Annotated in this window: 24 protein-coding genes and 1 riboswitch; of the genes, 15 read left to right on the top strand and 9 right to left on the bottom strand. The window is 68.2% G+C overall.

Annotated features, from left to right (window positions below):
• Positions 1-174: 174 nt before the first annotated feature.
• The 5 genes from HNP48_RS24975 to HNP48_RS24955 all read left to right on the top strand — a co-directional run bounded on the left by HNP48_RS24975 (position 175) and on the right by HNP48_RS24955 (position 6,345).
• The gene (locus HNP48_RS24975) at positions 175-1,029 is read left to right on the top strand and encodes a lytic transglycosylase domain-containing protein (RefSeq protein WP_184862211.1); all 855 of its coding nucleotides are present in this window, start codon (positions 175-177) and stop codon (positions 1,027-1,029) included.
• A 45-nt stretch (positions 1,030-1,074) separates the two neighbouring features.
• A riboswitch (ZMP/ZTP riboswitch) is annotated at positions 1,075-1,225 on the top strand.
• A gap of 36 nt (positions 1,226-1,261) precedes the next feature.
• On the top strand, positions 1,262-2,506 hold the full coding sequence (gene glyA, locus HNP48_RS24970) for a serine hydroxymethyltransferase (protein WP_184862209.1): 1,245 nt from the start codon (positions 1,262-1,264) through the stop codon (positions 2,504-2,506).
• 22 nt (positions 2,507-2,528) lie between these two features.
• The gene (gene nrdR / locus HNP48_RS24965; protein ID WP_007856647.1) at positions 2,529-2,978 is read left to right on the top strand and encodes a transcriptional regulator NrdR; all 450 of its coding nucleotides are present in this window, start codon (positions 2,529-2,531) and stop codon (positions 2,976-2,978) included.
• 63 nt (positions 2,979-3,041) lie between these two features.
• Positions 3,042-3,932, top strand: a complete 891-nt coding sequence (locus tag HNP48_RS24960; RefSeq protein WP_184862207.1) for a DMT family transporter — start codon at positions 3,042-3,044, stop codon at positions 3,930-3,932.
• A 70-nt stretch (positions 3,933-4,002) separates the two neighbouring features.
• Positions 4,003-6,345: a hypothetical protein gene (locus tag HNP48_RS24955; RefSeq protein ID WP_260420377.1), complete on the top strand. Its 2,343-nt coding sequence runs from the start codon at positions 4,003-4,005 to the stop codon at positions 6,343-6,345.
• Between the two features lie 657 nt (positions 6,346-7,002).
• On the opposite strand, the gene HNP48_RS24950 is transcribed toward HNP48_RS24955, so the two are convergent.
• Positions 7,003-8,259, bottom strand: a complete 1,257-nt coding sequence (locus HNP48_RS24950) for a YihY family inner membrane protein (RefSeq protein WP_184862205.1) — start codon at positions 8,257-8,259, stop codon at positions 7,003-7,005.
• A gap of 202 nt (positions 8,260-8,461) precedes the next feature.
• Between HNP48_RS24950 and HNP48_RS24945 the strand changes: the two genes are divergently transcribed.
• The 10 genes from HNP48_RS24945 to HNP48_RS24900 all read left to right on the top strand — a co-directional run bounded on the left by HNP48_RS24945 (position 8,462) and on the right by HNP48_RS24900 (position 16,136).
• The gene (locus tag HNP48_RS24945; RefSeq protein ID WP_184862203.1) at positions 8,462-8,893 is read left to right on the top strand and encodes a DUF2069 domain-containing protein; all 432 of its coding nucleotides are present in this window, start codon (positions 8,462-8,464) and stop codon (positions 8,891-8,893) included.
• A 126-nt stretch (positions 8,894-9,019) separates the two neighbouring features.
• Positions 9,020-10,444 carry an FAD-binding oxidoreductase gene (locus HNP48_RS24940; protein ID WP_184862201.1) on the top strand — a complete coding sequence of 475 codons (1,425 nt, stop codon included), beginning with the start codon at positions 9,020-9,022 and terminating at the stop codon, positions 10,442-10,444.
• Positions 10,445-10,458: 14 nt separating this feature from the next.
• Complete coding sequence (locus HNP48_RS24935; RefSeq protein ID WP_184862199.1) at positions 10,459-10,929, top strand: GNAT family N-acetyltransferase; 471 nt, start codon at positions 10,459-10,461, stop codon at positions 10,927-10,929.
• A 166-nt stretch (positions 10,930-11,095) separates the two neighbouring features.
• Positions 11,096-11,872 carry a DNA/RNA non-specific endonuclease gene (locus HNP48_RS24930; protein ID WP_184862504.1) on the top strand — a complete coding sequence of 259 codons (777 nt, stop codon included), beginning with the start codon at positions 11,096-11,098 and terminating at the stop codon, positions 11,870-11,872.
• Positions 11,873-12,111: 239 nt separating this feature from the next.
• Positions 12,112-12,291: a hypothetical protein gene (locus tag HNP48_RS24925; protein ID WP_221480340.1), complete on the top strand. Its 180-nt coding sequence runs from the start codon at positions 12,112-12,114 to the stop codon at positions 12,289-12,291.
• The gene (locus HNP48_RS24920) at positions 12,288-12,500 is read left to right on the top strand and encodes a hypothetical protein (RefSeq protein ID WP_184862196.1); all 213 of its coding nucleotides are present in this window, start codon (positions 12,288-12,290) and stop codon (positions 12,498-12,500) included. The genes HNP48_RS24925 and HNP48_RS24920 overlap by 4 nt, the downstream gene beginning before the upstream one ends.
• Positions 12,501-12,525: 25 nt before the next feature.
• Positions 12,526-13,887, top strand: a complete 1,362-nt coding sequence (locus tag HNP48_RS24915) for an LLM class flavin-dependent oxidoreductase (protein ID WP_184862194.1) — start codon at positions 12,526-12,528, stop codon at positions 13,885-13,887.
• A gap of 66 nt (positions 13,888-13,953) precedes the next feature.
• Entirely contained in the window at positions 13,954-14,337 is a 384-nt protein-coding gene (locus HNP48_RS24910; protein WP_184862192.1) for a DUF4440 domain-containing protein, read from the top strand.
• Between the two features lie 130 nt (positions 14,338-14,467).
• Complete coding sequence (locus tag HNP48_RS24905; protein ID WP_184862190.1) at positions 14,468-15,490, top strand: ABC transporter substrate-binding protein; 1,023 nt, start codon at positions 14,468-14,470, stop codon at positions 15,488-15,490.
• Between the two features lie 37 nt (positions 15,491-15,527).
• Positions 15,528-16,136, top strand: a complete 609-nt coding sequence (locus tag HNP48_RS24900) for a GNAT family N-acetyltransferase (protein WP_260420375.1) — start codon at positions 15,528-15,530, stop codon at positions 16,134-16,136.
• An 81-nt stretch (positions 16,137-16,217) separates the two neighbouring features.
• Here HNP48_RS24900 and HNP48_RS24895 read toward each other — a convergent pair whose 3' ends face one another.
• The 8 genes from HNP48_RS24895 to HNP48_RS24860 all read right to left on the bottom strand — a co-directional run bounded on the left by HNP48_RS24895 (position 16,218) and on the right by HNP48_RS24860 (position 24,905).
• The gene (locus tag HNP48_RS24895; RefSeq protein ID WP_184862188.1) at positions 16,218-17,240 is read right to left on the bottom strand and encodes a PfkB family carbohydrate kinase; all 1,023 of its coding nucleotides are present in this window, start codon (positions 17,238-17,240) and stop codon (positions 16,218-16,220) included.
• A 21-nt stretch (positions 17,241-17,261) separates the two neighbouring features.
• Complete coding sequence (gene xylB, locus HNP48_RS24890; RefSeq protein ID WP_184862186.1) at positions 17,262-18,731, bottom strand: xylulokinase; 1,470 nt, start codon at positions 18,729-18,731, stop codon at positions 17,262-17,264.
• 132 nt (positions 18,732-18,863) lie between these two features.
• Positions 18,864-19,802: an AraC family transcriptional regulator gene (locus HNP48_RS24885; RefSeq protein WP_184862184.1), complete on the bottom strand. Its 939-nt coding sequence runs from the start codon at positions 19,800-19,802 to the stop codon at positions 18,864-18,866.
• Between the two features lie 29 nt (positions 19,803-19,831).
• Positions 19,832-21,229 (bottom strand): D-arabinitol 4-dehydrogenase, encoded by a 1,398-nt coding sequence (dalD, locus tag HNP48_RS24880; protein WP_184862182.1) that lies wholly within the window; start codon positions 21,227-21,229, stop codon positions 19,832-19,834.
• 27 nt (positions 21,230-21,256) lie between these two features.
• Positions 21,257-21,988 carry an SDR family oxidoreductase gene (locus tag HNP48_RS24875; RefSeq protein WP_184862180.1) on the bottom strand — a complete coding sequence of 244 codons (732 nt, stop codon included), beginning with the start codon at positions 21,986-21,988 and terminating at the stop codon, positions 21,257-21,259.
• Positions 21,988-23,031 carry an ABC transporter ATP-binding protein gene (locus tag HNP48_RS24870; protein ID WP_184862178.1) on the bottom strand — a complete coding sequence of 348 codons (1,044 nt, stop codon included), beginning with the start codon at positions 23,029-23,031 and terminating at the stop codon, positions 21,988-21,990. The genes HNP48_RS24875 and HNP48_RS24870 overlap by 1 nt, the downstream gene beginning before the upstream one ends.
• 150 nt (positions 23,032-23,181) lie before the next feature.
• Positions 23,182-24,021 carry a carbohydrate ABC transporter permease gene (locus tag HNP48_RS24865; RefSeq protein ID WP_184862176.1) on the bottom strand — a complete coding sequence of 280 codons (840 nt, stop codon included), beginning with the start codon at positions 24,019-24,021 and terminating at the stop codon, positions 23,182-23,184.
• Between the two features lie 23 nt (positions 24,022-24,044).
• Positions 24,045-24,905 (bottom strand): carbohydrate ABC transporter permease, encoded by an 861-nt coding sequence (locus HNP48_RS24860; protein WP_184862174.1) that lies wholly within the window; start codon positions 24,903-24,905, stop codon positions 24,045-24,047.
• Positions 24,906-25,045: the final 140 nt, after the last annotated feature.

Raw genomic sequence — 25,045 nt, 5'->3', positions numbered from 1 at the left:
AAACGGCTAGTAAAAACCCCAACCCCGCTGCCGAACCCGGCTAAGTCAACTCACGGCCCTCTTGCTTTTTGCAGGCCCTGAAATTGATGGCGTACCAATCCAGGTGATACGCCTGATCCTGCCAACCACCCGTGGTTGCAGGGCCTCAGGGAAGCGCCCCAGAAAGGAAGAGCTATGACAGCGTCAGGAAAAGTGGTCTCGGGCGTGCGAACCTTCGCCGCCGACGTGACCGAAGGTTTTCTTGAAATCACCCACAGCAGCTTCGCCCTCATCGGGCTGACCGTTGCATTCATCGCAATCGCACTGACCGCCCGGCCCGACCTGCGCCAGGCTGGAGAAGAAAGACTCATGAACTGGCTGCAGGCGCGCCAGGTCGCCGTGCTGGGCATGCCCATCGAGCCCGAAGCGAGCGAACGCGCCACCGCAGGCAACCCCAAGGACCTGCCCAAGGAGCAGGCGGCCGTGGCCTTCTGGCTGAGCAAGAAGTACCGCGTGGCCCCCGAGCCCCTGAGCGTGCTGGTGGCCGAGGCCTATGAACTGGGCGCGCGCAACAGGCTCGACCCGACCCTGATCCTGGCCATCATGGCCATCGAGTCGAACTTCAACCCCTTCGCACAAAGCGCCGTGGGTGCCCAGGGCCTGATGCAGGTGATGACCACCGTGCACACCGAGAAGTACCAGAACTTCGGCGGCCACTTCGCGGCCTTCGACCCCGTGACCAATCTGCGCGTGGGCGTGAAGGTGCTGCAGGAATGCATTGCCCGCGCCGGCTCGCTCGAAGGCGGCCTGCGCTACTACGTGGGCGCAGCCAACCTGCCCGACGACGGTGGCTACACCGCCAAGGTGCTGGCCGAGCATTTCCGCCTGCGCCAGGTGGCCGGCGGCCGCGCCATGCCCACCAACCCGCCGCCCACCCTGTCCACGCAGGCCCCGGTGCAATCGGTGCCCGCCTCGGCCAAGCTGCCGGCATCCGCCTCGCCAGCCAGCGGTGGCAGCGACAAGGTGGCCTTGCTCTCGCAGCCCTCCTGAGAGATCTGCCATCCCGGCGCAGCCGGGCGCTGCCTGGGATACACTACGCGGGTACGCAACTGGCGATAGGCGCAGCCCGCAACCGGGTTGCCGCTGACGTGGAAACCGACAAGGGCTGGCCCCTTGTGAACCACTGGGGAGCGTGCCGCGCGGGTGCCATGCCTGCCGCGTTCCGCCGTTCGCCTGGGCAGCCCTTGTTTCAAGGGACACAAGTTCATAGGACTGCCACACCATGTACGACCGCAATATTCTTGTCGAACAGACCGACCCCGAACTGTTTGCCGCCATCACGGCCGAGAACGCCCGGCAAGAGCACCACATCGAGCTGATCGCCAGCGAGAACTACGCCTCGCCCGCTGTGATGTGGGCCCAGGGCACCCAGCTGACCAACAAGTACGCCGAGGGCTACCCCGGCAAGCGCTACTACGGTGGCTGCGAGCATGTGGACGTGGCCGAGCAGCTGGCCATCGACCGCGTCAAGAAGATCTTCGGCGCCGAAGCCGCCAACGTGCAGCCGCACTGCGGCGCATCGGCCAACGAGGCCGTGTTCCTGGCCTTCCTCAAGCCCGGCGACACCATCATGGGCATGAGCCTGGCCGAAGGCGGCCACCTCACGCATGGCATGCCGCTGAACATGTCGGGCAAGTGGTTCAACGTGGTCTCCTACGGCCTCGACGCCAACGAAGTGCTGGACTACGACGCCATGGAAAAGAAGGCGCACGAGACCAAGCCCAAGCTGATCATCGCCGGTGCCTCGGCCTACAGCCTGCACATCGACTTCGCTCGCTTTGCCAAGGTGGCCAAGGACGTGGGCGCGATCTTCATGGTGGACATGGCCCACTACGCCGGCCTGATCGCCGCAGGCGTGTACCCCAACCCCGTGCCCCATGCCGACGTGGTCACCTCCACCACGCACAAGAGCCTGCGCGGCCCGCGCGGCGGCATCATCCTGATGAAGGCCGAGCACGAGAAGGCCATCAACAGCGCCATCTTCCCCGGCCTGCAAGGCGGCCCGCTGATGCACGTGATCGCAGCCAAGGCCGTGGCCTTCAAGGAAGCGCTGGAGCCCAGCTTCAAGGCCTACCAGGAACAAGTGATCAAGAACGCCCAGGTCGTGGCCGAAACGCTGACCGCACGCGGCCTGCGCATCGTCTCCGGCGGCACGCAAAGCCACGTCATGCTGGTCGACCTGCGCGCCAAGGGCATCACCGGCAAGGAAGCCGAGGCCGTGCTGGGCTCCGCCCACATGACCATCAACAAGAACGCCATCCCCAACGACCCTGAAAAGCCGATGGTGACCAGCGGCGTGCGCATCGGCACCCCCGCCATGACCACGCGCGGCTTCAAGGAAGAAGAAGCCCGCGCCACGGCCAACCTGATCGCCGACGTGCTGGACAACCCACGCGACGAGGCCAACATCGCCGCCGTGCGTGCCAAGGTCAATGCGCTGACGGCCCGCTTCCCGGTCTACCGCTGATCGACAGCGGCGCAGCACGACCATGAAATGCCCCTTTTGCAGCCACCAGGAAACGCAGGTCGTCGAGACCCGGGTGTCTGAAGAAGGGGATTTCATCCGCCGCAGGCGCCAATGCGGTGCCTGCGACAAGCGCTTTACCACCTACGAACGGCCGGAAGTGAACTTCCCGGCCATCGTCAAGAAGGACGGCCGGCGCATCGAGTACGAACGCGGCAAGCTGCTCGGCTCGTTCAACCTGGCGCTGCGAAAGCGCCCCGTGAGCACCACGCAGATCGACAGCGCCATCGAGCGCATCGAGGAAAAGCTGCTCAACCTGGGCCAGCGCGAAGTGCTCTCCAGCCGCATCGGCGAGCTGGTGATGCGCGAGCTCAAGAAGCTCGACAAGATCGCCTACATCCGCTTTGCCAGCGTGTACCGCAGCTTCGAGGACATCGACGACTTCCGCGCCATGGTGGACGAGGTGCGCAAGTAAGGTAGCCAGGCTGCCGCCGCGCAGCCGCCAGCAGACTTTGTGCGGCTGGCCGACAATGCACGGGTGAAGACCCGCCATTTCCTGCAGCTGGTGCTGCTGTCTGCCCTGTGGGGCGCCTCCTTTCTTTTCATCCGCATCGCGAGCCCCGTGCTCGGCCCCAATGTCATGGCGGCCCTGCGCATCGGGCTGGCCACGCTTACGCTCATGGCGCTGATGCGCTTCGCTGGCGAGCGCTGGCCCTGGCGCCACTGGCGCGAGCTGGTGGGCCTGGGCGCGCTCACGGTGGCCATTCCCTTCCTGCTGTATTCCTGGGCTGCGCTGCACCTGCCCGCAGGCTACAGCTCGCTGCTCAACACCATGGCCGTGCCCTTCAGCGTGATCGCCGCGGCCTGGCTCAAGGAGGACACGCTGAGCACGCGCAAGTGGCTGGGCTGCATCTGCGGCTTTGCGGGCGTGGCGCTCATCGTGCAACTGGGTCCGGTCGCGCCCACGCCAGCCCTCATCATCGCGGCCGTGGCCTGCATGGTGGCCTCGGCCTGCTACGGCGTCTCCACGCCCTGGATGAAGCGCGCCACCACGCGCATGCCGCCGCTGGCGATTGCCGCCGGCATCCACGGCACAGCCCTGCTCATGCTGGCGCCAGGAGCCGCCTGGAGCCTGCCCGAGGCGCAGTTCACGCCCGGCGCGCTGGCGGCCGTGGCGGTGATGGGCATCGTCACCTCGGGCCTGGCCTACTGGCTCAACCTGCGCCTGCTGGCCCAGGTGTCGCCCGTGGCCGCCATGAGCAGCGCCTTCATGATCCCGCTGTTCGGCGTGGCCTGGGGCCATTTGTTCCTGGGCGAGGCACTGGGCCCGGGCATGCTCTGGGGCGGCCTGCTGGTGCTGGTGGCCACGGGGCTGGTCACGGGCTTCAACCCGCTGCGCTGGCTGGGCGCGAGCCTCCAGAGATCGTAGGAGGCGGCCTACAGGGCCGTTCGCCCAGGTCCGGGGCGGCCCGCCCTGCCGCCTGCCGACAATCAAGGGCATGGACCAGCCGCCGCACCCGACCGTCTCTGCAACCCTTCCCGCCCACCCAGCCCCCCTGCAACCCGAGCAGCCCCCACCGCAACACGCCTGGCAGTTCTTTCGCGCCGGCGGCGTGGACCAGGTCATCATCCAGAGCGGCGACGACATCGCCCACCTCGCCGAACTCGACCAGAAGCTCTGGGTGGCCCTGGCCTGCCCCACGCGCGGCATCGAGTTCGACGAGCGCACGCTGGACCTGATCGACACCGACCAGGACGGCCGCATCCGCCCGCCCGAATTGCTCGCCGCCTGCGCCTGGGCCTGTGCCCGCCTGCGCGACCCCGGGGAACTGGCCCGGCCCGGCGATGTGCTGGAGATCGACGCCATCGACAGCGGCACCGAGGAGGGCGCGGCCCTCGCCGCCGAGGCGCGGCGCCTGCTGGCCATGGCCGGCCGGCCCGAAGCGACCGCGATTGCCCTGGCCGATGTGGTGGAGCGTGGCAAGCAGCTCAGCGCGATGCGCTTCAATGGCGACGGCATCATCAGCACCGAGACGGCCGGCGACGACACCGTGGCGCGCGAGGCCATCGGCCACATCATCACCGTGCACGGCAGCATTCCGCCCGCCACCGACAAACAGTTGCCCGGCATCGACCGCCAGCGCGCCGAGGCCTTCTTTGCCGACCTGAACCAGCTCAAGGCCTGGGCCGCCAAAGCGCGCGAAGCCACCACGGGCCTGGCCCTGGGCGAGCGCACGCTGGCCGCCACCGAGGCCATGAATGCCGTGGCCGCCAAGGTCGAGGATTTTTTTGCCCGCACGCGCCTGGCCACCTACGACCCGCGCGCGGCCACCGCACTCAACCCCTCGCTCGAGGAGTACAGCGCCATGTCCGGCAAAAACCTGGGCCTGGCCTCGCCCGCCATCACCACCCTGCCCCTGGCGCCCATCACGCCCGGCGGCGCCCTGCCCCTCGCGCGCGGCGTGAACCCGGCCTGGGCCAAGGCCTTGCGCAATTTCCGCGAGCGCACCGTGGAGCCCCTGCTGGCCCGCAGCGATGCCGAGAGCCTGACCCAGGACGAATGGCAGTTGATCCAGAAGGCCCTGGCCCCTTGCCAGCAGTGGCTGGCCGACCGGCCTGCCACCCGCCTGGACACCCTGGACGAAGAGGTGCGCGAGGCCCTGCTCGCCGGGGATGCCGAGCAGCGCGTGATGGCCCTGATCGCAGAGGACGAAGCCGAGGAAGCGCACAACCAGCAGGCCCTGGCACTGGAGAAGCTGCTGCGCTTCAAGCAAGGGCTGCTGGAGCTGCTCAACAATTTCGTCTCGTTCTCCGCCTTCTACCAGCGCCGCGGCGCCGTCTTCCAGGCCGGCACGCTGTACCTCGATGCGCGCAGCTGCGACCTGGTGGTGCAGGTACCCGACGCCGCGCGCCACGCCAAGCTGGCCGGCCTGGCCAAGACCTACCTGGCCTACTGCGACTGCACGCGCAAGGGCCACAAGATGGGCATCGTGGCGGCCTTCACCGCGGGCGACGTGGATTTTCTCTTCGTGGGCCGCAACGGCGTGTTCTACGACCGCGACGGCAACGACTGGGACGCAACCATCACGCGCATCATCGAGAACCCCACGAGCATCCGCCAGGCCTTCTTTTCGCCGTACAAGAAGTTTGTGCGCATGATCGAAGAGCAGGTCGCCAGGCGCGCCTCGGCCAGCGACGCACGCGTGCAGAAATCCCTGGGCACGACGGCCGGCACCCTGGCCGGCACCGACGCCAAGACCGCGGGCAACACGGCCGGCAGCCTCACCACGCTCCCCGGCGCGGCGAGGCGCACGGACGTGGGCACCGTGGCCGCCATCGGCGTGGCGCTGGGCAGCATCAGCGCGGTGCTGGTGGGCATCTTCGGCAAGTTCGTGGACCTGGGGATGTGGATCCCCCTGGCGATCCTGGGCATCGTGCTCGCGATCTCGGGGCCAAGCATGCTGATCGCCTGGCTCAAACTGCGCCAGCGCAGCCTGGGGCCCATCCTCGATGCAAGCGGCTGGGCGATCAATGGGCGCATGCGGGTGAACACGCGTTTGGGCGGATCCCTGTCGCAGACGGCCAAGGTGCCGGTGAATGCGCGGCGCATGCTGGATGATCCGTTTGCGGAGTCGCGCAGTCCTGTATGGGTGGCGCTGGGGGTGTTGGTGGCTGTTGTGGTGGTGGGGTTCGTGGCCTGGCGGGCGCATTGGTTGGATCGGTGGGTGCCGCAGGTGACGGTGACGCCGCCCGTTGCGGCACCGGCGGCTGGGGCCAGTGGTGCGGCGGCTGCTCCTGCCGTAGTGGGGCCGGCGGCTTCTGTGGCGGCACCGGCTCGTTGAGTTTCGGGGTCGTTTCAGCTACATGCCTATGTTCGGTGCGGGAGCCGGGATGTGCGCCCGGCGGCGCAGTAACTTTCTCTTGGGCCGCCAAGAGAAAGTCACCAAAGAGAAGGCGGCCCCCAGTCTGCGTCCCCCATCGCCCGGAGGGCGATGGGGGCAACCTGCGGTGCTCGGAACTGGGGTGGGGAGCGGGTACCACTCGGCTGCTGCCTTGGCAGCCGCGCCGGGTGTCGGCTACGCGCTGCGCGCTGCCGGTGGGCTGGGCGCGATCGCCCTGGCGAGCCGAGCGCAGCGAAGGACTACCGGGCCGAGCGAAGCAATGGCCCGTGTGGGGCCCGTTCCCACCCCCTTCTGACCGTGCCGAGAAGCGCAGGGCCTGGGGTGAGCGCGTGCCGAAGGACACGCGCATCGTTGTCTGGCTTGCCGCAGCTGTCTGAGCGGAGTTCGAAGAACGAAGCGAGTTCTGCGGCACACCTCAGGACCGAGCATCACAGGCTGCCCCCTCGCCCCAGGCGAGGGGGACACGGGCAGCGGGGTCGCCTTCTCTTTGGTGACTTTCTCTTGGCGACGCAAGAGAAAGTTACTGCGCCGCCGGGCGCACATCCCGGCCTCCGCCCTCAATCAAGGCACGCAGCAACCACACCAAAAAACCAAAGATCACCGCCCCCGAATCAAATCCGCCACCTTCATCCTCTCCAACCCCGTACTGCTCCAAAACGACCCCAGGCTCTCCACCCGCTCCAACAGCAACTTCTCCACCAACGGCTCAGCCGGAGTAGCCAGAGGATCCACCAGCAGCAGGTACCGCGGCTCGGCCACATCCGCCGCGTCGGGGTCGCTCGTGGCGTCGTTGATCTGCCCCACCCAATCCAGAGAAACCAGTGCATCGAGCACCGGCTCCAGCTGCAGCACGTCAAGCCGCAGCAGCAGTGCCAGTTCGCTCGCGCGCAGCCCCTTTTGCGCATGGCGGCGCGCCAGGTACAGCTCCTGCAGCACCTCCACCGCCAGCTGGAAGTGCCAGCCCGCCACAGTGCCGCGCCGCGCCACACCGGCCAGCAGGCTGGGCAGGTAGGCAGTCACCACCGCGCCCAGCAGCACGATGACCCAGGCCACGTAGATCCAGACCAGCAGGATGGGCAGGGTGGCGAAGGCGCCGTAGACCACCGAGTAGGTGGGCACGTTGCTCAGGTAGATCGCCAGCACCCGCTTGGCCAGCTCGATGCAAACCGAGACGAACAGGCCGCCGGCCCAGGCGTGGCGCCACTTCACCGGGGTGTTGGGCACATAGTGGTAGAGCGCTGCCATGCAGCCGGCCAGCACGAAGAACTGGATCGAATCGAACAGCAGCTGCACGCCGCTGGGCAGGGCCCGCACCAGGCCGCCCGAGGCCGACATGACGTACGAAGTCACCGCCAGGCTCACGCCCAGCAGCAACGGGCCCAGGGTGATGGCGGCCCAGTAGATCAGCACGCGCTGGCCCAGGGGGCGCAGGCGGCGCACGCGCCAGATGTCGTTGAGCGTGCGGTCCATGGTCAGGATCAGGGCCAGCGCCGTGGCCAGCAGAATGCTGAATCCCGCCACACCCAGGCTGCTGGCCTTGGCCGCAAACTGCGTGAGGTAGCCCAGTACCTGGCGCGAGATGCTGTCAGGCACCAGGCTGTCCACCAGCCAGCGCTGCAGCACGTCCTGCACCTTGCCGAAGATGGGAAACGCGGTGAACACCGCCAGCGCCACCACGAAGAAGGGCACCAGCGCCAGCGTGGTGGTGAAGGTCAGGCTGCTGGCCGTCAGGCCCAGGTGGTCCTCGCGAAAGCGCTCGCGCAGGGTCTGGGCCGTCGTTTTCCAGGGGAAATGCGACAGCTGCGTGATCAGCGCTTCGGTGCGCAAGGCTACAGTCTGCAGGGTCAAGGGCATGGCCGATATGATCCCAGGTCCGCAAGAGGACCACAGGGTGGTGTAAAAACGCTGGCTGCATCGCAGGGATGCGCCCAGCGCATCCAGCACGCATTGTGGCCCCAAGCGCGGCACGGGCCAGCAGCGACAATGGACGGCCGCGCCCCCCCTCTTGCATGCACGGCGCCACCATGTCCTCCGTTCGTTACCTGATCTGCCCCTGATGACCGCTCCCCTTCCCGTCTCCGACCATGCCATTGCCGCCACCCGCTGGGCCGCCACCGGCAGCGTGATGGCACTGATCGTGCTGTGCCTGGCATGGGAGCTGGTGCTGGCCCCCGTGCGCCCCGGCGGTTCGTGGATTGCGCTGAAGGCCTTGCCGCTGTGCATTCCGCTGGCCGGCCTGCTCAAGAACCGCATGTACACCTACCGCTGGGTCAGCCTGGTGATCTGGCTGTACTTCACCGAAGGCGTGGTGCGCGGCTGGGGTGACAAGCCCCCGTCGCAATGGCTGGCCTGGATCGAGATCCTGTTGTGCCTGGTGCTCTTCACGGCCTGCACGCTGCACGTGCGGCTGCGCCAGCGCAACGCCAAGGCCATGGCGGCCCGCACGCAAGCATCCAGCGAGGGGCCGGCACAGGCCCCCGCGGCGTGATCGACACCGATAGCGCACGCCGACCCACAAGCCCTCTCCCCCACGCCCACCGCTCCACCCTCCACGCTGCGCTGCCCCGACGAGAGCAGCGGCAGCCCCAGACGCCGTAGACGAAAGGCCACCGACATGACCACCAACACCCTCCTCGATACCCTGCGCACCCTGGTCGGCCCGGCCAACGTGCTGGCCGATGGCGACCTGACTGCCTGGGAGCAGGACTGGCGCCGCCGCGTGCGCGGCAAGGCCCTGGCCGTGGTGCGCCCGGCCAGCACGCAGGAAGTGGCCGCCGTGATCAAGGCCTGCGCCGCGGCCGGCACGGCCATCGTGCCGCAGGGCGGCAACACCGGCCTGGCGGTGGGCTCCACGCCCGACGACAGCGGCACGCAGATCGTGCTCAGCCTCACACGCCTGAATGCGGTGCGCAACATCGACACCGACAACCTCACCATGACGGTGGAGGCCGGCTGCATCCTGCAGAACCTGCAGGACGTGGCGCAGAACGCGGGCCTGCTGTTCCCCTTGTCGCTGGCGGCCGAAGGCAGTTGCACCATCGGTGGCAACCTGGGCACCAATGCCGGCGGCACGCAGGTGGTGCGCTACGGCAACGCACGCGACCTGTGCCTGGGCCTGGAGGTCGTCACCGCCCAGGGCGAGGTGTGGAACGGCTTGAAGGGCCTGCGCAAGGACAACACCGGCTACGACCTGCGCGACCTGTTCGTCGGCAGCGAGGGCACGCTGGGCATCATCACCGCGGCCACGCTCAAGCTCTACCCCGAGCCTGCGGCGCGCCTCACGGCCTGGGCCGCCGTGCCCTCCATGGAGCATGCCGTGGCCCTGCTGGGCCTGGCGCACAAGCACCTGGGCGCAGGGCTCACGGGCTTCGAGGTCATGGGCCAGTTCGCGCTGAGCCTGGTGGGCAAGCACATGCCGCAGCTGCGCGTGCCCTTCCTGGGCGACGAGAACGCGCCCTGGTGCGTGCTGCTCGAAAACTCCGACAGCGAATCCGAAGAGCATGCGCGCGGCCGCTTCGAGGCGCTGCTGGAGACCGCCTTCGAAGCCAGCTGCGTGACCGACGCCGTGGTGGCCGAGAACCTCACCCAGGCCCAGCAGCTGTGGCACATCCGCGAGAACATTCCGCTCGCGCAGGCCGAAGAGGGCCTGAACATCAAGCACGACATCTCGGTGCAGATCTCGCGCATTCCCGCCTTCGTGGCCCACACCGACGCCGTGCTGCGCCGCGAGATCCCGGGCGTGCGCCTGGTGAACTTCGGCCACCTGGGCGATGGCAACCTGCACTACAACGTGCAGGCGCCCGAGCAGGGCGACCCCAAGGCCTTTCTGCGCGACCACGAGGAGCATGTGCACCAGCTGGTGTACGACGCCGTAGCCGAATTCGGCGGCTCCTTCTCGGCCGAGCATGGCATCGGCGAACTCAAGGCCGACAAGCTCGAAAAGTACCAATCGCCCGTGGCCCTGTCGATGATGCGTGCCGTCAAGCAGGCGCTGGACCCGCAGGGCATCATGAACCCCGGCCGCGTGCTCAAGCACTGACAGGAGAATCCCGCATGGTGAGCTCCGTGAACGTCCGTCCCGTCACAGCGAGTGACTATGCCGCCTGGCGCCCGCTCTGGGACGGCTACAACGCCTTCTACGGGCGCTTTGGCGCCACCGCACTGCCCGAGCACATCACCGCGAGCACCTGGCAGCGCTTTCTCGACCCTGCCGAGCCGGTGCACTGCCTGGTGGCCGAGGAGGACGACGGCAGCGGCGCCTTGCTGGGCCTGACCCACTACCTGTACCACCGCAGCATGACACGCATCGAGCCCGTGTGCTACCTGAGCGACCTGTTCACCCGCGAAGCGGCACGCGGCCGCGGCGTGGGCCGCATGCTGATCGAAGCGGTGTACGGGCAGGCGCGCGCGGCCGGCTCGTCGCGTGTGTACTGGCAGACGCAGGAGGGCAATGCCGCAGGGCGCGTACTCTACGACAAAGTGGCAAAACACCACGGCTTCATCGTGTACGCGAAAGAGCTTTGACGGGCCCGGTTTCCTGCCTCCAAACGTAAACGCTGCAAGCGGCAGAAAAACCTTGCGGCATTGTGGCCCGTAAGGCCAAAACAGGGCTGCAGCGGTGGTTCAATCAGCGCCTTTTTTCGCTTTTTGACACCGCGTTTTGAACCTGCATTCTTCCTGGCCGCGCGCCATGCGCGTGGCCACGGCGGCCATGGCATTGGCCCTGGGCGCCGCCCCCTCTTTCGCTCGCAACCCCTCTTCCACCTTTCTCGACAGCCTGCCCGGCCTGCGCAGCACACCGCCCACCGGCTTTGTGCATTGCCCGCAGTTCTTCGTGGGCGGCAAGCCGCCGCCGGTGCCGCGCCGCGCCCAGCAGCGCGAGCTGTGCTACGAAGCCTTTGCCGTGCTGCACAGTGGCCAGACGCGCACCCCGGTCTACGTGGCCCAGCGCCTGAACCGCCAGGTGCTGGAGGGGGCCAACGAGAAGCGCTCCGACAAGTTCTTTGCCGACGCACGGCTGCCGCGCGGCGAGCGCGCCGAGCTCGACGACTACAAGCGCTCGGGCTACAGCCGCGGCCACATGGCCCCGGCGGCGGACATGGACACGCCCACGGCCATGGCGCAAAGCTTCTCGCTGGCCAACATGGTGCCGCAAGACCCCAGGCAGAACGGTGGCCCGTGGGCCCGCATCGAGCAGGACACGCGGCGCTATGCGCAGCGCGCCCGCGGTGATGTGTACGTGATCACCGGCCCGGTCTTCGCCGCAGGCGGCCCGACCATCGGCGCCAACCAGGTCCATGTGCCCACGCACCTGTTCAAGCTGGTGTACGACGCCACCACCCAGCGCGCCTGGGCGCACTGGCAGGCCAACCGCCCGGACGAGCGGGCCGGGCCGCCCATCAGCTACCAGGAACTGGTCAAACGCACCGGTGTGGAGTTCCTGCCGGCACTTGCGGCCGCACACTGAGCGCCAGCGCCCGTCCGGACGGAAAGCGCATCTGCTAACTCGCATTCCTTCGTTGGAATGCGCGCAGCGCCTGCCCACAATGGCCTGGCGCGGTCATGGATGGATGCGCCACGGGGCCTGCGGAACCCTCGGTTGTTTTGGTGATATGCAACTGACGCGAAAGTCGTTCTCCGCCAGCCCCTGCTTCGGGACAATGGCGGCATTCCACGGCCACCGGCATCCATCCAGCGATCCGCCCCATGAACATCCCAAGGAGCCCCGACATGCTGTTGCCCGTGACCACCGAAGACCTCGACCTGGCCCCACCCGATGGCGCTTTCTGGACCGTGCTGCGCAAGCTCGCCGTGGGCCTGGTCGTGGCCTGCGCCATTGCACTGATTGCAGGTTTCCTGGCCGCCACAGCGGGCGGGGTCGCATGATAGAGACCCCCGCCACCACCGCCCTGCACAAGGTCTCTGCCGAACGCATCCTCGCACGCACGGCCAGGGCCTGGGGCATTACCCCCCTCTCGCCGGCCGCCCTGGTGCGGCGGGCGCCCCGCGGCTACGTGCGCCAACGGGTGCGTCGCAGGGCCTTGCAGGGGGCCTGCGTGCCGTTGCCGACCCCGCTGCTGGCGCACTCCTGGTGATACCGCCCACCGCCTTCCGATCCGCATGACCTCTCCCCGCCCCCAGATGCACCTCGGTGCCTTTTTCTTCGGCGTCGGCCACCACCTGGCCGCCTGGCGCCACCCCGATGTGGACCCCGGTGCCGCCAGCCGCATCGAATCGCTCAAGGAATGGACACGCATCGCCGAAGCCGCCAAGTTCGATGCCATCTTCTTCGCCGACAACGTGGGCCTGCCCGGCCCACCGGACGCGGTGGTGGCCAAGAACGCCCTGTGGTACCCGCTCGATCCACTCATCAGCCTGGCGGCGCTGTCGCAGTCCACCACGCACATCGGCCTGGTGGCCACGGTGTCGTCGACCTACCTGCCGCCCTACCACCTGGCGCGCAAGTACGCCTCGCTGGACCAGGTGAGCGGCGGGCGCAGCGGCTGGAACCTGGTCACCTCGGGCAGCGATTTCGAGGCACGCGCTTTCGGGCTGGAACAGCAGCTCGCGCACGCCCACCGCTATGCCCGCGCCCACGAGTACGTGAAGATCGTCAAGGGCCTGTGGGATACCTGGGAGGACGAGGCCTTCATCCACGACAAGGCTGCCAACCGCTTCTTCGACCCCGACCGACTGCACCGCGTGGCCCACACCGGCGAGCACTACCAGGTGCACGGAGGCCTGCAGACGCCGCGCGCGCCGCAGGGCTACCCGGTGCTGGTGCAGGCGGGATCTTCGGGCGATGGCCAGGACCTGGCCGCCGCCACGGCCGAGGTGGTGTTCACCGCGCAGCAGAGTGCCGCCGAAGCGCGGGCCTTCTACAGCGGCCTCAAGGCCCGGCTGCCCGCGCACGGCCGCACGCCCGACCAGCTCAAGATCCTGCCCGGCATTTCGCCTTTCGTGGGGCGCACGCGGCAGGAGGCGCAGGACAAGTTCGACCAGCTTCAGGGCCTGATCGACCCGGTGCTGGGCGTGGGCCTGCTCTCCACCTTCCTGGGTAACGTGGACCTGTCGGGCTACGACATCGACGGGCCGTTTCCGCAGGACCTTCCCGTGACCGAGGGCTGGAAAAGCCGCCAGGAGCTGTTCGAAGGCATGGCCCGGCGCGAGAACCTGTCCATCCGCCAGCTCTATGAAAAGGTCGCCGGCGCACGCGGGCACTGGACCCTCGTGGGCACGCCCGAATCCATTGCCGACGAGCTGGAGCACTGGTTCACCACCGGCGCCGCCGATGGCTTCAACGTGCTGGCGCCCACCCTGCCGCATGGCCTTGCGGACTTTGCCGACCTGGTGATCCCCGAACTGCAGCGCCGCGGCCTGTTCCGCACCGCGTACCAGGGCCGCACGCTGCGCGAGCACCTGGGCCTGGCCCGGCCGGTGCACCCCGCCGCACGGCAAGGCGCCAGCGGCAACACCACGTAACGCGCGCGGTGCGTGCCATGTTCACCGCTACCATCGTCCGGACAATGGCCAAGGGAGAGGACAGCGGTGCTGCATCTGGAAGAACTGCGCGCAACGCGCACGCAATGGTATGAAGCCTATGTGGCCGGCGACACGAGGCGGCTGGCCGAACTGGAAGACGCCTCCTTCTTCGTCGTGAGTGAAGCCGGCATTGAGGCCGGCGCTGAGCGCCTGGCCAGCATTGCCAGCGCCGTCCGTGCGGGCCGCTGGTTCCCGGCGGGCAGCCGCACACTGGACGCGCAACTGGAGCTGCATGCGGTCAGCGACGGCATCGTGTCGGCGCGCGGCCTGGGCCGCATCGCCACGCCGCGCGGTGAACTTCCCACCGTGCTTTTCACCGAACTCTGGCAGCGCTCAACCCAGGGCTGGCGGGCGCTGCACCTGCACTACCACCCGCAGCCACGCCCATAGATGAGTTGGTTCTTAGGAACCCACGATTGATTCGTTCCCCCGCACGGGCCTTCCCCCTAGAGTTCGTCCCCTGCACTGCGCCACCACCGGTGGTTGCGGTGACGATCAACGAACGCAAGGGAAAAAAGGAATGGCAGGACGGGATGGTCAAAAGGGACAGCGCTGGCGCAGCCTGGCGGCTGCAACGCTGCTGGGCCTGGTGCCGCTGATGGCGCAGGCCGAGGGCAAGATCCGCATTGCCCAGCAGTTCGGCATCGGCTACCTGATCCTGGACGTGGTGCGCGACCAGCAGCTCATCGAAAAGCACGGCAAGCAACAGGGCCTGGATGTGCAGGTGGAGTGGGCCGCCATCTCGGGCGCCACGGCGATGAACGAGGCCCTGCTGGCCGGTTCGCTGGACGTGGTGTCGGCCGGCGTGCCGCCCATGCTCACGCTGTGGGACCGCACGCGCGGCAAGCAGAACGTCAAGGCCGTGGCGGCGCTGGGCTCGCTGCCCAACTACCTGCTGACCAACAGCCCCAGCGTCAAGACCCTGAAGGACCTGGGCGAGAAGGACCGCATCGCCGTGCCCGCCGCGGGCGTGGGCTTCCAGTCGCGCACCTTGCAGATCGAGACGGCACGCGTCTTCGGCAAGGACGACTTCAAGCGCTTCGACAAGATCTCGGTGAGCCTGCCCCACCCTGAGGCCACGGCCGCGCTGATCGCGGGCGGCTCGGAGATCAACACGCATTTCTCGAGCGCGCCGTTCTACTACCAGGCGCTCGCCTCCAACCCCAACATCCGCAAGCTCATCAGCTCCTACGACATCCTGGGTGGCCCGGCCACCTTCAACGTGCTCTACACCACGCAGAAATTCCACGACGAGAACCCCAAGACCTACAAGGCGTTCTACAACGCGCTGGTGGAGGCCGCGCAGATCATCAAGGCCGACAAGGCCAAGGCCGCCGAGATCTTCATCCGCGTGCAGAAGTCCAAGCTCGCGCCCGAGCTGGTGCGCAAGATCGTGGAAGACCCGGAAAACGACTTCACCGTGTCGCCGCACCGCAGCTTCGTCTATGCAAACGAGCTGGAAAAGCTCGGCGTGCTCAAGAACAAGGCGGCCTCATGGAAGGACTATTTCTTCGAAGAGGCCTACGCGCAGCCGGGCTCGTGACGCCAGGCGGGGCGCGGGTCTGGTAAGGTCCGCGGCCATGCTGTTGCCCACCTCCTCGCTGCACCCTTCCACGCCTGCCCTGGCGGCATCGCTGATCGACGACCCGTTCTACCAGGCCGTCACCATCGACTTCGCACACGATGCGGCTGCGCGCCGCACGGTGCTGCAGTACTACCTGGACTGCGCCGTGCGCGAGGCGCAGCGCGGCGGCCTGTGCCATGTGCCCAAGGACCCGCGCCTGGGCATGGCCATCTGGAGCCTGCCACGCCCGGCCGATGTCGAAGAGGCCGATGCACAGGCCAAGGTGGCCTGCTTGCAGAACGTGCTGGGCCCCCAAGGCATGGACAGCTACCACCGCATCATCGCCTTCATGGGCCCGCGCGCCAGCGGCGCCGAGCTGCAGGGCGCCTGGTACCTGTCCATCCTGGGCATCGACCCGGCAGCGCAGGGCCAGGGCCTGGGCGCCCGCCTGCTGGCCCCGGCGCTGGCCTCGGCCGATGAGGCCGGGGTGGCCTGTTACCTGGAGACGTTTTCGCCGCGCAACGAACGTTTCTATGCGCGCATGGGGTTCAGCGCCCTCGCCTCGCACCTCGAACCGGTGACCGGCGCGCACTACACCATCATGCTGCGCACCGCACGGCGGTAAAGCCCATGCCCCTCCCCGACCTGCACCACGCCGTCACCGCTCACCGCGGTGGGAATCGGCTACGTACCGAGCACTGACGGCTCAGCCCTGCCGCGCCGGATGCGCGGTGGCCCAGTCCTGTGCCGCCTGCCAGTTGGGCGGTACGCAGCCGCGCTCCTGCACGCACAGGCTGGCGCTGGCCAGGGCATGGCGCAGGGCCTGCTGGTAGGCGGCGGCGGGCAGGGCCGCGATGAAGTCCGCCATGCCCGTGGGTGCCAGGCTGGCCTGCTGCGCCTGCGCGCGCAGCAGGTAGGCCAGCAGCCCCGCGAGAAAGCTGTCGCCCGCGCCCACGGTGTCCACCACGGCCAGGGGTTGCGCCTCCTGGGCGAACCATTGGCTGCCGGCTGCTCCTTGCTGCAGCAACCAGGCGCCCTCGCCGCCCAGCGTCAATGCCATGAGCCGGGCACGGGGGTTGGCGGCCAGCAGGTGGCGCGAGCGCGCCAGCGGGTCGGCACCGGGCACCTGCAGGTGGTCCAGGTCTTCGTCGCTGGCCTTGATGATGTGGGCCTCGGCCAGGGCCGCATGCACCTGGGCGCGGTAGGCCGGCAGGTCGGGCATCACCGAGGGGCGCAGGTTCGCATCCACCACCACGCAGCGGCCGGCGGCGCGCTGGGCCTGCAGCCAGGGCAAGTAGATGGCGGCATCGCGTGCGTCCAGGGCCAGGGCGCCAGTGCAGACCAGTTGGAGGCCGGAGGCATGCGCGCAGGCCGCGTTCAGGCCTTCGGCCGTCACGGCGCGGTCGGCCACGCCTTCGCGGTAGAAGGCGTAGTCGGGGTGGCCGTGTTCGGTGAGGTTGACCACGGCCAGCGAGGTGACCTCGCCCACGGGCGTGGGCTGGGCCAGTTGCACCCCATCGGCCGCCAGCTGCGCCGCGAGCTCACGGCCAAAGCGGTCGCGCGACAAGGGGTTGAGGTACTGCGCGCCCACGCCCTGGCGCGCCAGCGCCCGGCCCAGGTTGTAGAGCGCACCGCCCAGGCAGGGCTCGTAGTGGCCATCGGCACGGCGGATGAGGTCGATCAGCGCTTCGCCGGCAATGGCGACCTGCACGGGAGAATGTGTGGACATGGGCGAAAGACGAGGAAGGGTTCAGAAATGGGACAGCAGCGCAGGGTACAGCGCCTTGAAGCGCGCATGGCGCTCGTGCAGCAGGGCCTGCTGGGCAGGCTCGGGAAGAAAGCGCGCCTGGGCCGACAGGCTTTGGCACCACAGCGCCTCATCGCCACCGCAGGCCATGGCAGCCAGGCGCGCGGCGCCCAGGGCTGCGGCGGCATGGGCACCTTCGGGCCGCTCGAGCACGCAGTCCAGTCCACTGGCCAGCATCTGGGCCCAGGCATCGCTGCGCGCACCACCGCCCACCAGGGCCAGCGGCGCGGCTGAGCCCCCGCCTTCGGCAGCCGCCGCCTGCATGGCCTGCAGCCCGTCCATGAGGCCAAAGCCCACGCCCTCCATCACGGCACAGGCCATGTCGGTGGCATCGTGCTCGGTGCGCAGGCCCATGAAGACGCCCGTGGCCGCTGCATTGTTGTGGGGCGTGCGCTCGCCGCTCAGGTAGGGCAGAAAGACCGGGGCCTGCGCGTGGCGCGCCAGGTCCATGCTCTGCACCGCCGCAGACAGCCGCGCCTCGCTCTGGCCGGTGATGCACGCCAGCCAGCCAAAGGCACTGGCCGCGCTGAGCATGACGGCCATCTGGTGCCAGCGCCCGGGCAGCGCATGGGCAAACGCATGCACCGCGCTTTCGGTGGCCGGCGCGAAGCGCTCGGACACGCGGAACACCACGCCTGAGGTGCCCAGCGAGACAAAGCCCTGCCCTGCCTGGCGCGCGCCCACGCCCACGGCGCTGGCGGCGTTGTCGCCGCCGCCACCGGCCACCACCACGCCGGCCGGCAGGCCCCAGCGGGCGGCCACGTCGGCGCGCAGCGCGCTGGTGGCATCGCTGCCCTCGGCCAGGCGCGGCATGTGGGCGCGGGTCAGGCCGCAGGCGGCCAGCAGGGTATCGCTCCAGTCGCGGCGCGCCACGTCCAGCCACAGGGTGCCCGATGCATCGGACATGTCGCTCACCGCGTCGCCCGTGAGCTGCAGGCGCAGCCAGTCCTTGGGCAGCAGCACGCTGCGTGTGCGCGCGAAGACCTCGGGTTCGTGCGTGCGCAGCCACAGCAGCTTGGGCGCCGTGAAACCGGGCATGGCCAGGTTGCCGGTGATTTCGCGCGAAGTAGGCACGGCCTGCTCCAGCGCGGCGCACTCGGCCGCAGCACGCCCATCGTTCCAGAGGATGGCCGGGCGCAGCACCTCGCCCTGCGCGCCCAGCACCACGGCGCCGTGCATGTGGCCCGACAGGCCCACACCGCGCACCTGGGCCCAAGCCTGGGGTGCCTGCGCGCGCAACTGTGCCACGGCGGCTTCGGTGGCCGCCAGCCAGTGGGCCGGATGCTGTTCGCTCCAGCCGGGCTGGGGGCGCTGCAGGGCAACGGGTGCATCGGCCACGGCGTGCACCTGCTGGTCCTCCCCAAGCAACAGCAACTTGACACCCGAGGTGCCCAGATCAATCCCAAGAAACATGATCCCCCCTGAGTCGCTTCGCGCCTTCCCCCCAGAGGGGGGACGCCCCCAGCGCGGCGGGGCGGCCCTTGCGCGGGGGCGCTGGCACAGGCCGTGCCAGTTTCATAGGTTGCGTCCCATCGCAAAATCCCGTCACGCCTTGCCTCCGAAGCGGCCGGCCCCCTGCTTGCGGTATTCGCTGGGGGTCATGCCCTTGATGTCCAGGAAGCGGCGGTTGAAGTTGGCCATGTTGTTGAAGCCCACGTCGTAGGCGATGTGGGTGATGTAGCGCTCGGACTCCATGAGCAGCTGGCAGGCACGGTTCACGCGCACCAGGTTCACGAAGTCGGTGAAGGTATTTCCCGTGGCCCGGCGGAAGAAGCGCGAGAAGCGGCTCTCGGTCATGCCCAGTTCCTGCGCCAGATCGGCGGCCGACAGGGGCTCCGCCAGGTGGTCGGTGATGCGGCTCACGATGGCGTTGATCTGGTCGAGCTGGGTGTCGTTGTCCTCGCTTTGCAGCTGCGTGCTCGACAGCAAACGAAAGTCCGTGCACTGGGCCAGCTCGCTCAGGAACTCGCAGAAGGCGCCGAAGCGGGCCAGCCCCTGGCGCGATTTGATGCGGTGCCAGTGCTCTGCCGCCGGCGCGTGCATGCCAAAGAACTCAATGCCGTGGCGCGCCCGCTCCAGCAGCGGCAGCACCTCGCGCAGCTCGGGAATGTGCTCGCTGCTGGCCACCAGGGGGGCATGCGAGAACTGGATCACCAGGTCGCGCAGCGGCACGCCGCCCTCGGGCAGGTCCATGCTGATCCAGTTGTGCGGCAGGCGTGGCCCGGTCAGCACCAGGTGGCCCGGCTGGAACTGGCCGATCCAGTCGCCCACGAAGACCTTGCCGGAGGTGGCGGTGATCAGGTGCAGTTCGTACTCGTCGTGGTAGTGCCAGCGCGCCAGCGGCGTGGGAAAGCCATGCGACAGGCAGCGGATGAAGCCCGCTGTCTCCGGCGGCTCATAGCCCAGCTCGGGCGAGCGCACGTAGTCGTGCTCCAGCTCCGGCTTGGTCTGGCGCGGGGAGACAGGCGTGGTCTTGGCAGTCATGGCGTCATTCCTGGGGCAAGCCGCTTCACTTACCCCGTTGATTTTGCACGTTCCGCCACAAAGGCCTGCACGCGGGCGAAGGCCTGGCGCAGCGCGGCGATCAGGCGCGGGTCCGAGGCCATCTCGCCCCACAGCGTCGTGTCCGCAGCATAGGCGGCGACCGGGTCGGCGGCATCGCAGATGGCGTGGGCCACGGCCGGGTCCATGGCCTGGTCCTGGTAGGCGTAGGGGATCTGCCCGGCATGCCAGCGCTGCAGGTAGGCCAGGAACAGCGCCGGCAGCATGGCCACGCTGTCGAACGAGCCCCCCCGCGCCAGCTTGTCGCGGATGGTGGGTGCGATCATGCCGGGGATCTTGGAGAACGCATCCATGGCCACACGCTGGTTGGTGTCCGCGATGGCGGGGTTGCCAAAGCGGTCCAGCACCACGTCGCGGTAGCGTTCCAGGTCGATGGGGCATGGCAGCAGCACGGGGATGGCATCGTCAGTCACGTAGTCGTAGGCCATCTGGCGGATGGCGGCGTCGTGCGTGCCTTCGTGGATGTACTGGTAGCCCGCCAGCGTGCCAGCCCAGGCGATGCAGCTGTGGGTGGCGTTCAGCAGGCGGATCTTGGCCTCCTCGTAGGCCTGCACCGAGTCCACCATCTCCACGCCCACGGCCTCCCAGGCGGGGCGCCCGGCGATGAAACGGTCCTCGATCACCCACTGGATGAAGCTCTCACCCATGAGTGCGGCCTGGTCGTTCCAGCCGGTGGCGGCCTTCACGCGCTCGGCCACGTCGGGTGTGGGGCGCGGCGTGATGCGGTCGACCATGGCGTTGGGGCTGCTCGTGTACTCCTGCACCCAGGCCTTGAGCGCGGCATCGCCCAGCGCGTCGATGAACTGCAGCAGGCCGCCGCGCGAGCGGTCGCCGTTGTGGCGCAGGTTGTCGCAGTTCATCAGCGTCACGGGGCCGGCCCCAGCGGCCATGCGCGCACGCAGGATGCTCACGAGGCCCCCATAGATCGTATGGCCCGCCCGGCCAGCCTGCACCGCCGCGAGGTCGGCGCGCAGGTCCGGGAAGTTCGCCCAGTCGAGCTGGTTGGCGGCATCCAGGTAGTAGCCGGCCTCGGTCACGGTGAACGAGATGATGCGCGTTGCGGCGTCAGCACCGGCCGCGATCAGCGGGGCCAGGTCGTCCTGGTAGGGGATGATGCGCTCAATGGATTCGATGCGCGTGTAGCTGCGCTCGCCCTGGGGAGTGACGGTCTCCAGCGTGTAGCGCCCGCCCTGGGCCTGCAGCGCGGCGATGGTCTCGGCCATGTCGGGACGCAGGTTGCCGCCCGCGATGGCCCAGGTGGTGTCGCCCTGCTGGCGCAGCTGGTGGACATAGACGGCCTGGTGGGCACGGTGGAACGAGCCCAGGCCCAGGTGCAGGATGAAATTCATGGTGCGTGGATGCAATGAAAAGGGGTCTCAGAGATCGAAATTGGTCGGCATCATCACCACGTCGCGGATGGTCATGCCGCGCGGCCGGGTGAGCATGAACAACACCACCTCGGCCACCTCGGCGGCCTCGATGAGGCTGCCGCTGGCCTTGGCCTCGGCCAGTTTTTCGGCCGGCCAGTCGGCCAGCAGCGAGGTGATGACCGGGCCCGGCGAGATAGAGCCCACGCGGATGCCGTGCTTGAACACCTGGCGGCGCACGGTCTGCACGAAGCAGTTCACCGCCCACTTGGACGATGCGTAGACGGGCTCCCACGGCGTGGGGAAATGCGCGGCCAGCGAACTGGTGACGATGATGTCCCCGCGGCCGCGCCCGATCATGTGGGGCAGCACGTTGTGCACGTTCTTCATCACCACATTGACGTTGAGCTGCAGCATGCGGTCGATGGCATCGGGGTCCGCGTCCACCAGGTCGCCGCCGACATAGAGCCCCGCGTTGGCATGGAAGATATCGAGCGGGCCCGCGATGGCCAACGTGCGTTCGAGCAGGCTGGCGCACTGCTTGGCGTCGAGCAGGTCCAGCACCAGCGGCGAGGCGTTGCCACCGATGGCCGCGCAAGCCTTGGCCAGCGCCGCTTCATCGCGGTCGACCAGCACCACGCGCGCGCCGGCATCGGCCAGGGCCTGGGCGCTGGCAAAGCCGATGCCCGAGGCCGCGCCCGTGATGGCGGCCACCTGCCCTTGCAAAGGCTGCGCGGCCATCACGCGCCCTGCTCCGCCACCACACGGCCCGCCTGGTCGAACCAGTGCGCCTGCGAGGCATCGATGTCCAGGCTCACGGCATCGCCCGCGCGCAGGCCGGTGCGCTCGTTCTGGCGCGAGACGAATTGCGCGCCGCCCGGGGTGCTCACGTAGATCAGCGTCTCGGCCCCCAGCGCCTCGACCAGGTCCACCTGCCCGCCCACCGGCGTGGCGCCGGTACCGCGCACGGCGACATTCTCCGGGCGCAGGCCGATGCAGCCGCCCGCCGCCCCTGCCGGGGCCTGCTGCTGCACCGGCGCGGGCAGTTTCTGCAGCGGCACCACGTTCATCTGCGGCGTGCCGATGAACTGCGCCACGAACTGGTTGGCAGGGCGGTCGTACAGCTCCAGCGGCGTGCCCACCTGCTCGATGAGCCCGTCACGCAGCACCACCACGCGGTCGGCCAGGGTCATGGCCTCCACCTGGTCGTGCGTCACGTAGATGGTGGTGGCGCCCAGGTCGCGGTGCAGCTTGGCGATCTCCACGCGGGTCTGGCCGCGCAGGGCCGCATCCAGGTTGGACAGCGGCTCATCGAACAGAAACACCTTGGGCGCACGCACGATGGCGCGGCCGATGGCCACGCGCTGGCGCTGCCCGCCCGACAGATCCTTGGGCGTGCGCTCCAGGTAGGTCGTGAGGTTGAGGATGGCCGCGGCACGCTCCACCTTCTCGCGCACGATGGCCGGGTCGACCTTGGCGAGCTTGAGCGCGAAACTCATGTTCTCGTACACGCTCATGTGCGGGTACAACGCATAGCTCTGGAACACCATGGCCAGGTCGCGCTTGCTCGACGGCTGGTCGGTGATGTCGCGGCCGTCCAGCATGAGCGTGCCGCCGTCGATCTGCTCGAGCCCCGCGATCAGGCGCAGCAGCGTGGACTTGCCGCAGCCCGAGGGGCCGACGAAGACGATGAACTCGCCTTGCTGGATGCTGAGGTCGATGCCCTTGATGGCGCGGTGCTCGCCAAAGAATTTCTCGATGCCGCGCAGTTGAAGATAGGCCACTCTAGTGCTCCGAAAAATAGATTGATTCCGATCCGCCAGCAGCGGTGGTTTGAACAGGGGCGCAAAGCGTGGTAGCCGCGGAACCGGCTTTGCCGGGCCGCTGGCTGCGCCCCCTTGAGGGGGAGGCGCCGAAGGCGCTTCGGGGGGGAGTCATTTCACTGCGCCGAAGGTCATGCCCTGGACGAGCTGCTTCTGGCTGAACCAGCCAAAGACCACGATGGGCGCAATGGCCATCAGCGAGGCGGCGGACAGCTTGGCCCAGAACAGGCCCTCGGGGCTGGAGTAGGAGGCGATCAGCGTGGCCAGCGTGCCGGCCTTGGCGGCGCTCAGGTTCAGGCTCCAAAAGGCCTCGTTCCATGACAGCACCAGGCACAACAGCCCGGTGGAGGCCAGGCCACCCATGCCCAGCGGCAGCAGCACCAGGCGCACCTCCTGCCACAGGGTGGCGCCGTCCATGCGCGCGGCCTCCAGGATCTCGCGCGGGATGTCCTTGAAGTGCGAGTACAGCATCCAGACCATGATGGGCAGGTTGGACAGCGCAAACACGATGATCAGCGCCAGCTGCGTGTCCAGCAGGTGGCTCTTTTGCGCCAGCACGTAGATGGGCACCAGCGCGCCCACGGCGGGCATCATCTTGGTGGAGAGCATCCACATCAGGATGTCCTTGGTGTACTTGCCCTTGAAGAAGGCCATGGCATAGGCCGCGGGCGCGGCCAGTAGCAGGCCCACCACGGTGGAGAGCACGCTGGTGATGACCGAGTTCTTGGCATACAGCAGGTAGTCGCTGCGCTCCTGTACCTCGTGGAAGTTCTCCAGGGTGGGCGTGAAGACGAACAGCGGCGGCACGGCAATGGCCTGCAGCTCGGTCTTGAACGCGGTCAGCAGCAGCCAGGCCAGCGGAAAGAACAGCAGCAGGGCCACGCCCCAGGCGGCCGCGGTGCGCAGGGCCAGGAGGCCCAGGGGGTAGGAGGATCGGCGTCGGGTGCTCATGTCGGAGGTCCTTCTTCTTGTATTTACTTGTCGAGGTTCTTGCCGACCATGCGGATCAGGAACACCGCCGCGATATTGGCCAGCACCACGGCGAACAGCGCACCGGCCGAGGCCACGCCCGCATCGAAGTTGAGCAACGCCTGCTTGAAGATCAAAAAGGTGACGTTGGTGCTCGCATCGCCCGGGCCACCGCCCGTGGTGGTGTAGATCTCGGCGAAGATGCTGAGCAAAAAGATCAGCTCGATCATCACCACCACCGCCACCGAGCGTGCCAGGTGCGGCACGTACAGGTAGCGCAGCTGCTGCAGGTAGTTGGCACCGTCCATGCGCGAGGCCTCCAGCTGCTCGTGGTTCATGCTCTGCAGCGAGGTCATGAAGATCAGCGTGGCGAACGGCAGCCACTGCCAGGAGACCATGACGATCACCGAGAACAGCGGGTGGTCGGTGAGCCAGTCCACCGGCTGCGCGCCGAAGAACATCCACACCTGGGCGAGCACGCCGTAGATCGGGTTCATCATCATGTTCTTCCACATCAGCGCATTCACCGTGGGCATGACGAAGAAGGGCGAGATCAAGAGCACCCGCACGATGCCCCGGCCCGCGAACGGCTCGTTGATGAGCAGCGCGATGGCGATGCCGAACACCACCGTGATGAGAATCACGCTGCCCAGCAGCAGCAAGGTGTTGACCACCGCCGTGCCGAACGAAGGGTCGGTGACGAAGAACTCGAAGTTTTCCAGCCCGGCAAAGCCGGTCTGGTCCGGCTGCATCAGGTTGTAGCGGATCAGCGAGAAGTAGATCGTCATCACCAGCGGCACGATCATCCACAGGAAGAGCGTGGCCATGGCGGGCGTGAGCAGCAGGCGGGGAAGCAGGCGGTTCATGGGAGTCCCGGGAGAAATCTGGCGTCGCCAGACAAGGTAGAAGCCGATGCCAGGGCCTTTGGGAGGCCGAAACTCCCCGCTACACCTGTGCGCAGCGAGGAGTCTCGGGCTCCGATCAGCCCTGATCAGCCGGCCGGCGG

The sequence above is a fragment of the Acidovorax soli genome, from assembly GCF_014207955.1.
Classification (GTDB): Bacteria; Pseudomonadota; Gammaproteobacteria; order Burkholderiales; family Burkholderiaceae_C; genus Acidovorax; species Acidovorax soli_A.
The sequence above is the reverse complement of the archived record's forward strand: the minus strand, read 5'-3'. Positions and strand labels throughout refer to the sequence as shown.

Excerpts from the sequence above, each read along its gene's own strand:
- HNP48_RS24950 (WP_184862205.1), bottom strand. The coding sequence starts at position 8,259 with ATGCCCTTGACCCTGCAGACTGTAGCCTTGCGCACCGAAGCGCTGATC.
- HNP48_RS24905 (WP_184862190.1), top strand. The coding sequence starts at position 14,468 with ATGGCAGGACGGGATGGTCAAAAGGGACAGCGCTGGCGCAGCCTGGCG.
- HNP48_RS24885 (WP_184862184.1), bottom strand. The coding sequence starts at position 19,802 with ATGACTGCCAAGACCACGCCTGTCTCCCCGCGCCAGACCAAGCCGGAG.
- HNP48_RS24930 (WP_184862504.1), top strand. The coding sequence starts at position 11,096 with ATGCGCGTGGCCACGGCGGCCATGGCATTGGCCCTGGGCGCCGCCCCC.
- HNP48_RS24935 (WP_184862199.1), top strand. The coding sequence starts at position 10,459 with ATGGTGAGCTCCGTGAACGTCCGTCCCGTCACAGCGAGTGACTATGCC.
- HNP48_RS24875 (WP_184862180.1), bottom strand. The coding sequence starts at position 21,988 with ATGGCCGCGCAGCCTTTGCAAGGGCAGGTGGCCGCCATCACGGGCGCG.
- HNP48_RS24920 (WP_184862196.1), top strand. The coding sequence starts at position 12,288 with ATGATAGAGACCCCCGCCACCACCGCCCTGCACAAGGTCTCTGCCGAA.
- HNP48_RS24945 (WP_184862203.1), top strand. The coding sequence starts at position 8,462 with ATGACCGCTCCCCTTCCCGTCTCCGACCATGCCATTGCCGCCACCCGC.
- HNP48_RS24975 (WP_184862211.1), top strand. The coding sequence starts at position 175 with ATGACAGCGTCAGGAAAAGTGGTCTCGGGCGTGCGAACCTTCGCCGCC.
- glyA (WP_184862209.1), top strand. The coding sequence starts at position 1,262 with ATGTACGACCGCAATATTCTTGTCGAACAGACCGACCCCGAACTGTTT.
- HNP48_RS24900 (WP_260420375.1), top strand. The coding sequence starts at position 15,528 with ATGCTGTTGCCCACCTCCTCGCTGCACCCTTCCACGCCTGCCCTGGCG.
- xylB (WP_184862186.1), bottom strand. The coding sequence starts at position 18,731 with ATGTTTCTTGGGATTGATCTGGGCACCTCGGGTGTCAAGTTGCTGTTG.
- nrdR (WP_007856647.1), top strand. The coding sequence starts at position 2,529 with ATGAAATGCCCCTTTTGCAGCCACCAGGAAACGCAGGTCGTCGAGACC.
- HNP48_RS24915 (WP_184862194.1), top strand. The coding sequence starts at position 12,526 with ATGACCTCTCCCCGCCCCCAGATGCACCTCGGTGCCTTTTTCTTCGGC.
- dalD (WP_184862182.1), bottom strand. The coding sequence starts at position 21,229 with ATGAATTTCATCCTGCACCTGGGCCTGGGCTCGTTCCACCGTGCCCAC.
- HNP48_RS24860 (WP_184862174.1), bottom strand. The coding sequence starts at position 24,905 with ATGAACCGCCTGCTTCCCCGCCTGCTGCTCACGCCCGCCATGGCCACG.
- HNP48_RS24895 (WP_184862188.1), bottom strand. The coding sequence starts at position 17,240 with ATGTCCACACATTCTCCCGTGCAGGTCGCCATTGCCGGCGAAGCGCTG.
- HNP48_RS24925 (WP_221480340.1), top strand. The coding sequence starts at position 12,112 with ATGAACATCCCAAGGAGCCCCGACATGCTGTTGCCCGTGACCACCGAA.
- HNP48_RS24865 (WP_184862176.1), bottom strand. The coding sequence starts at position 24,021 with ATGAGCACCCGACGCCGATCCTCCTACCCCCTGGGCCTCCTGGCCCTG.
- HNP48_RS24955 (WP_260420377.1), top strand. The coding sequence starts at position 4,003 with ATGGACCAGCCGCCGCACCCGACCGTCTCTGCAACCCTTCCCGCCCAC.
- HNP48_RS24940 (WP_184862201.1), top strand. The coding sequence starts at position 9,020 with ATGACCACCAACACCCTCCTCGATACCCTGCGCACCCTGGTCGGCCCG.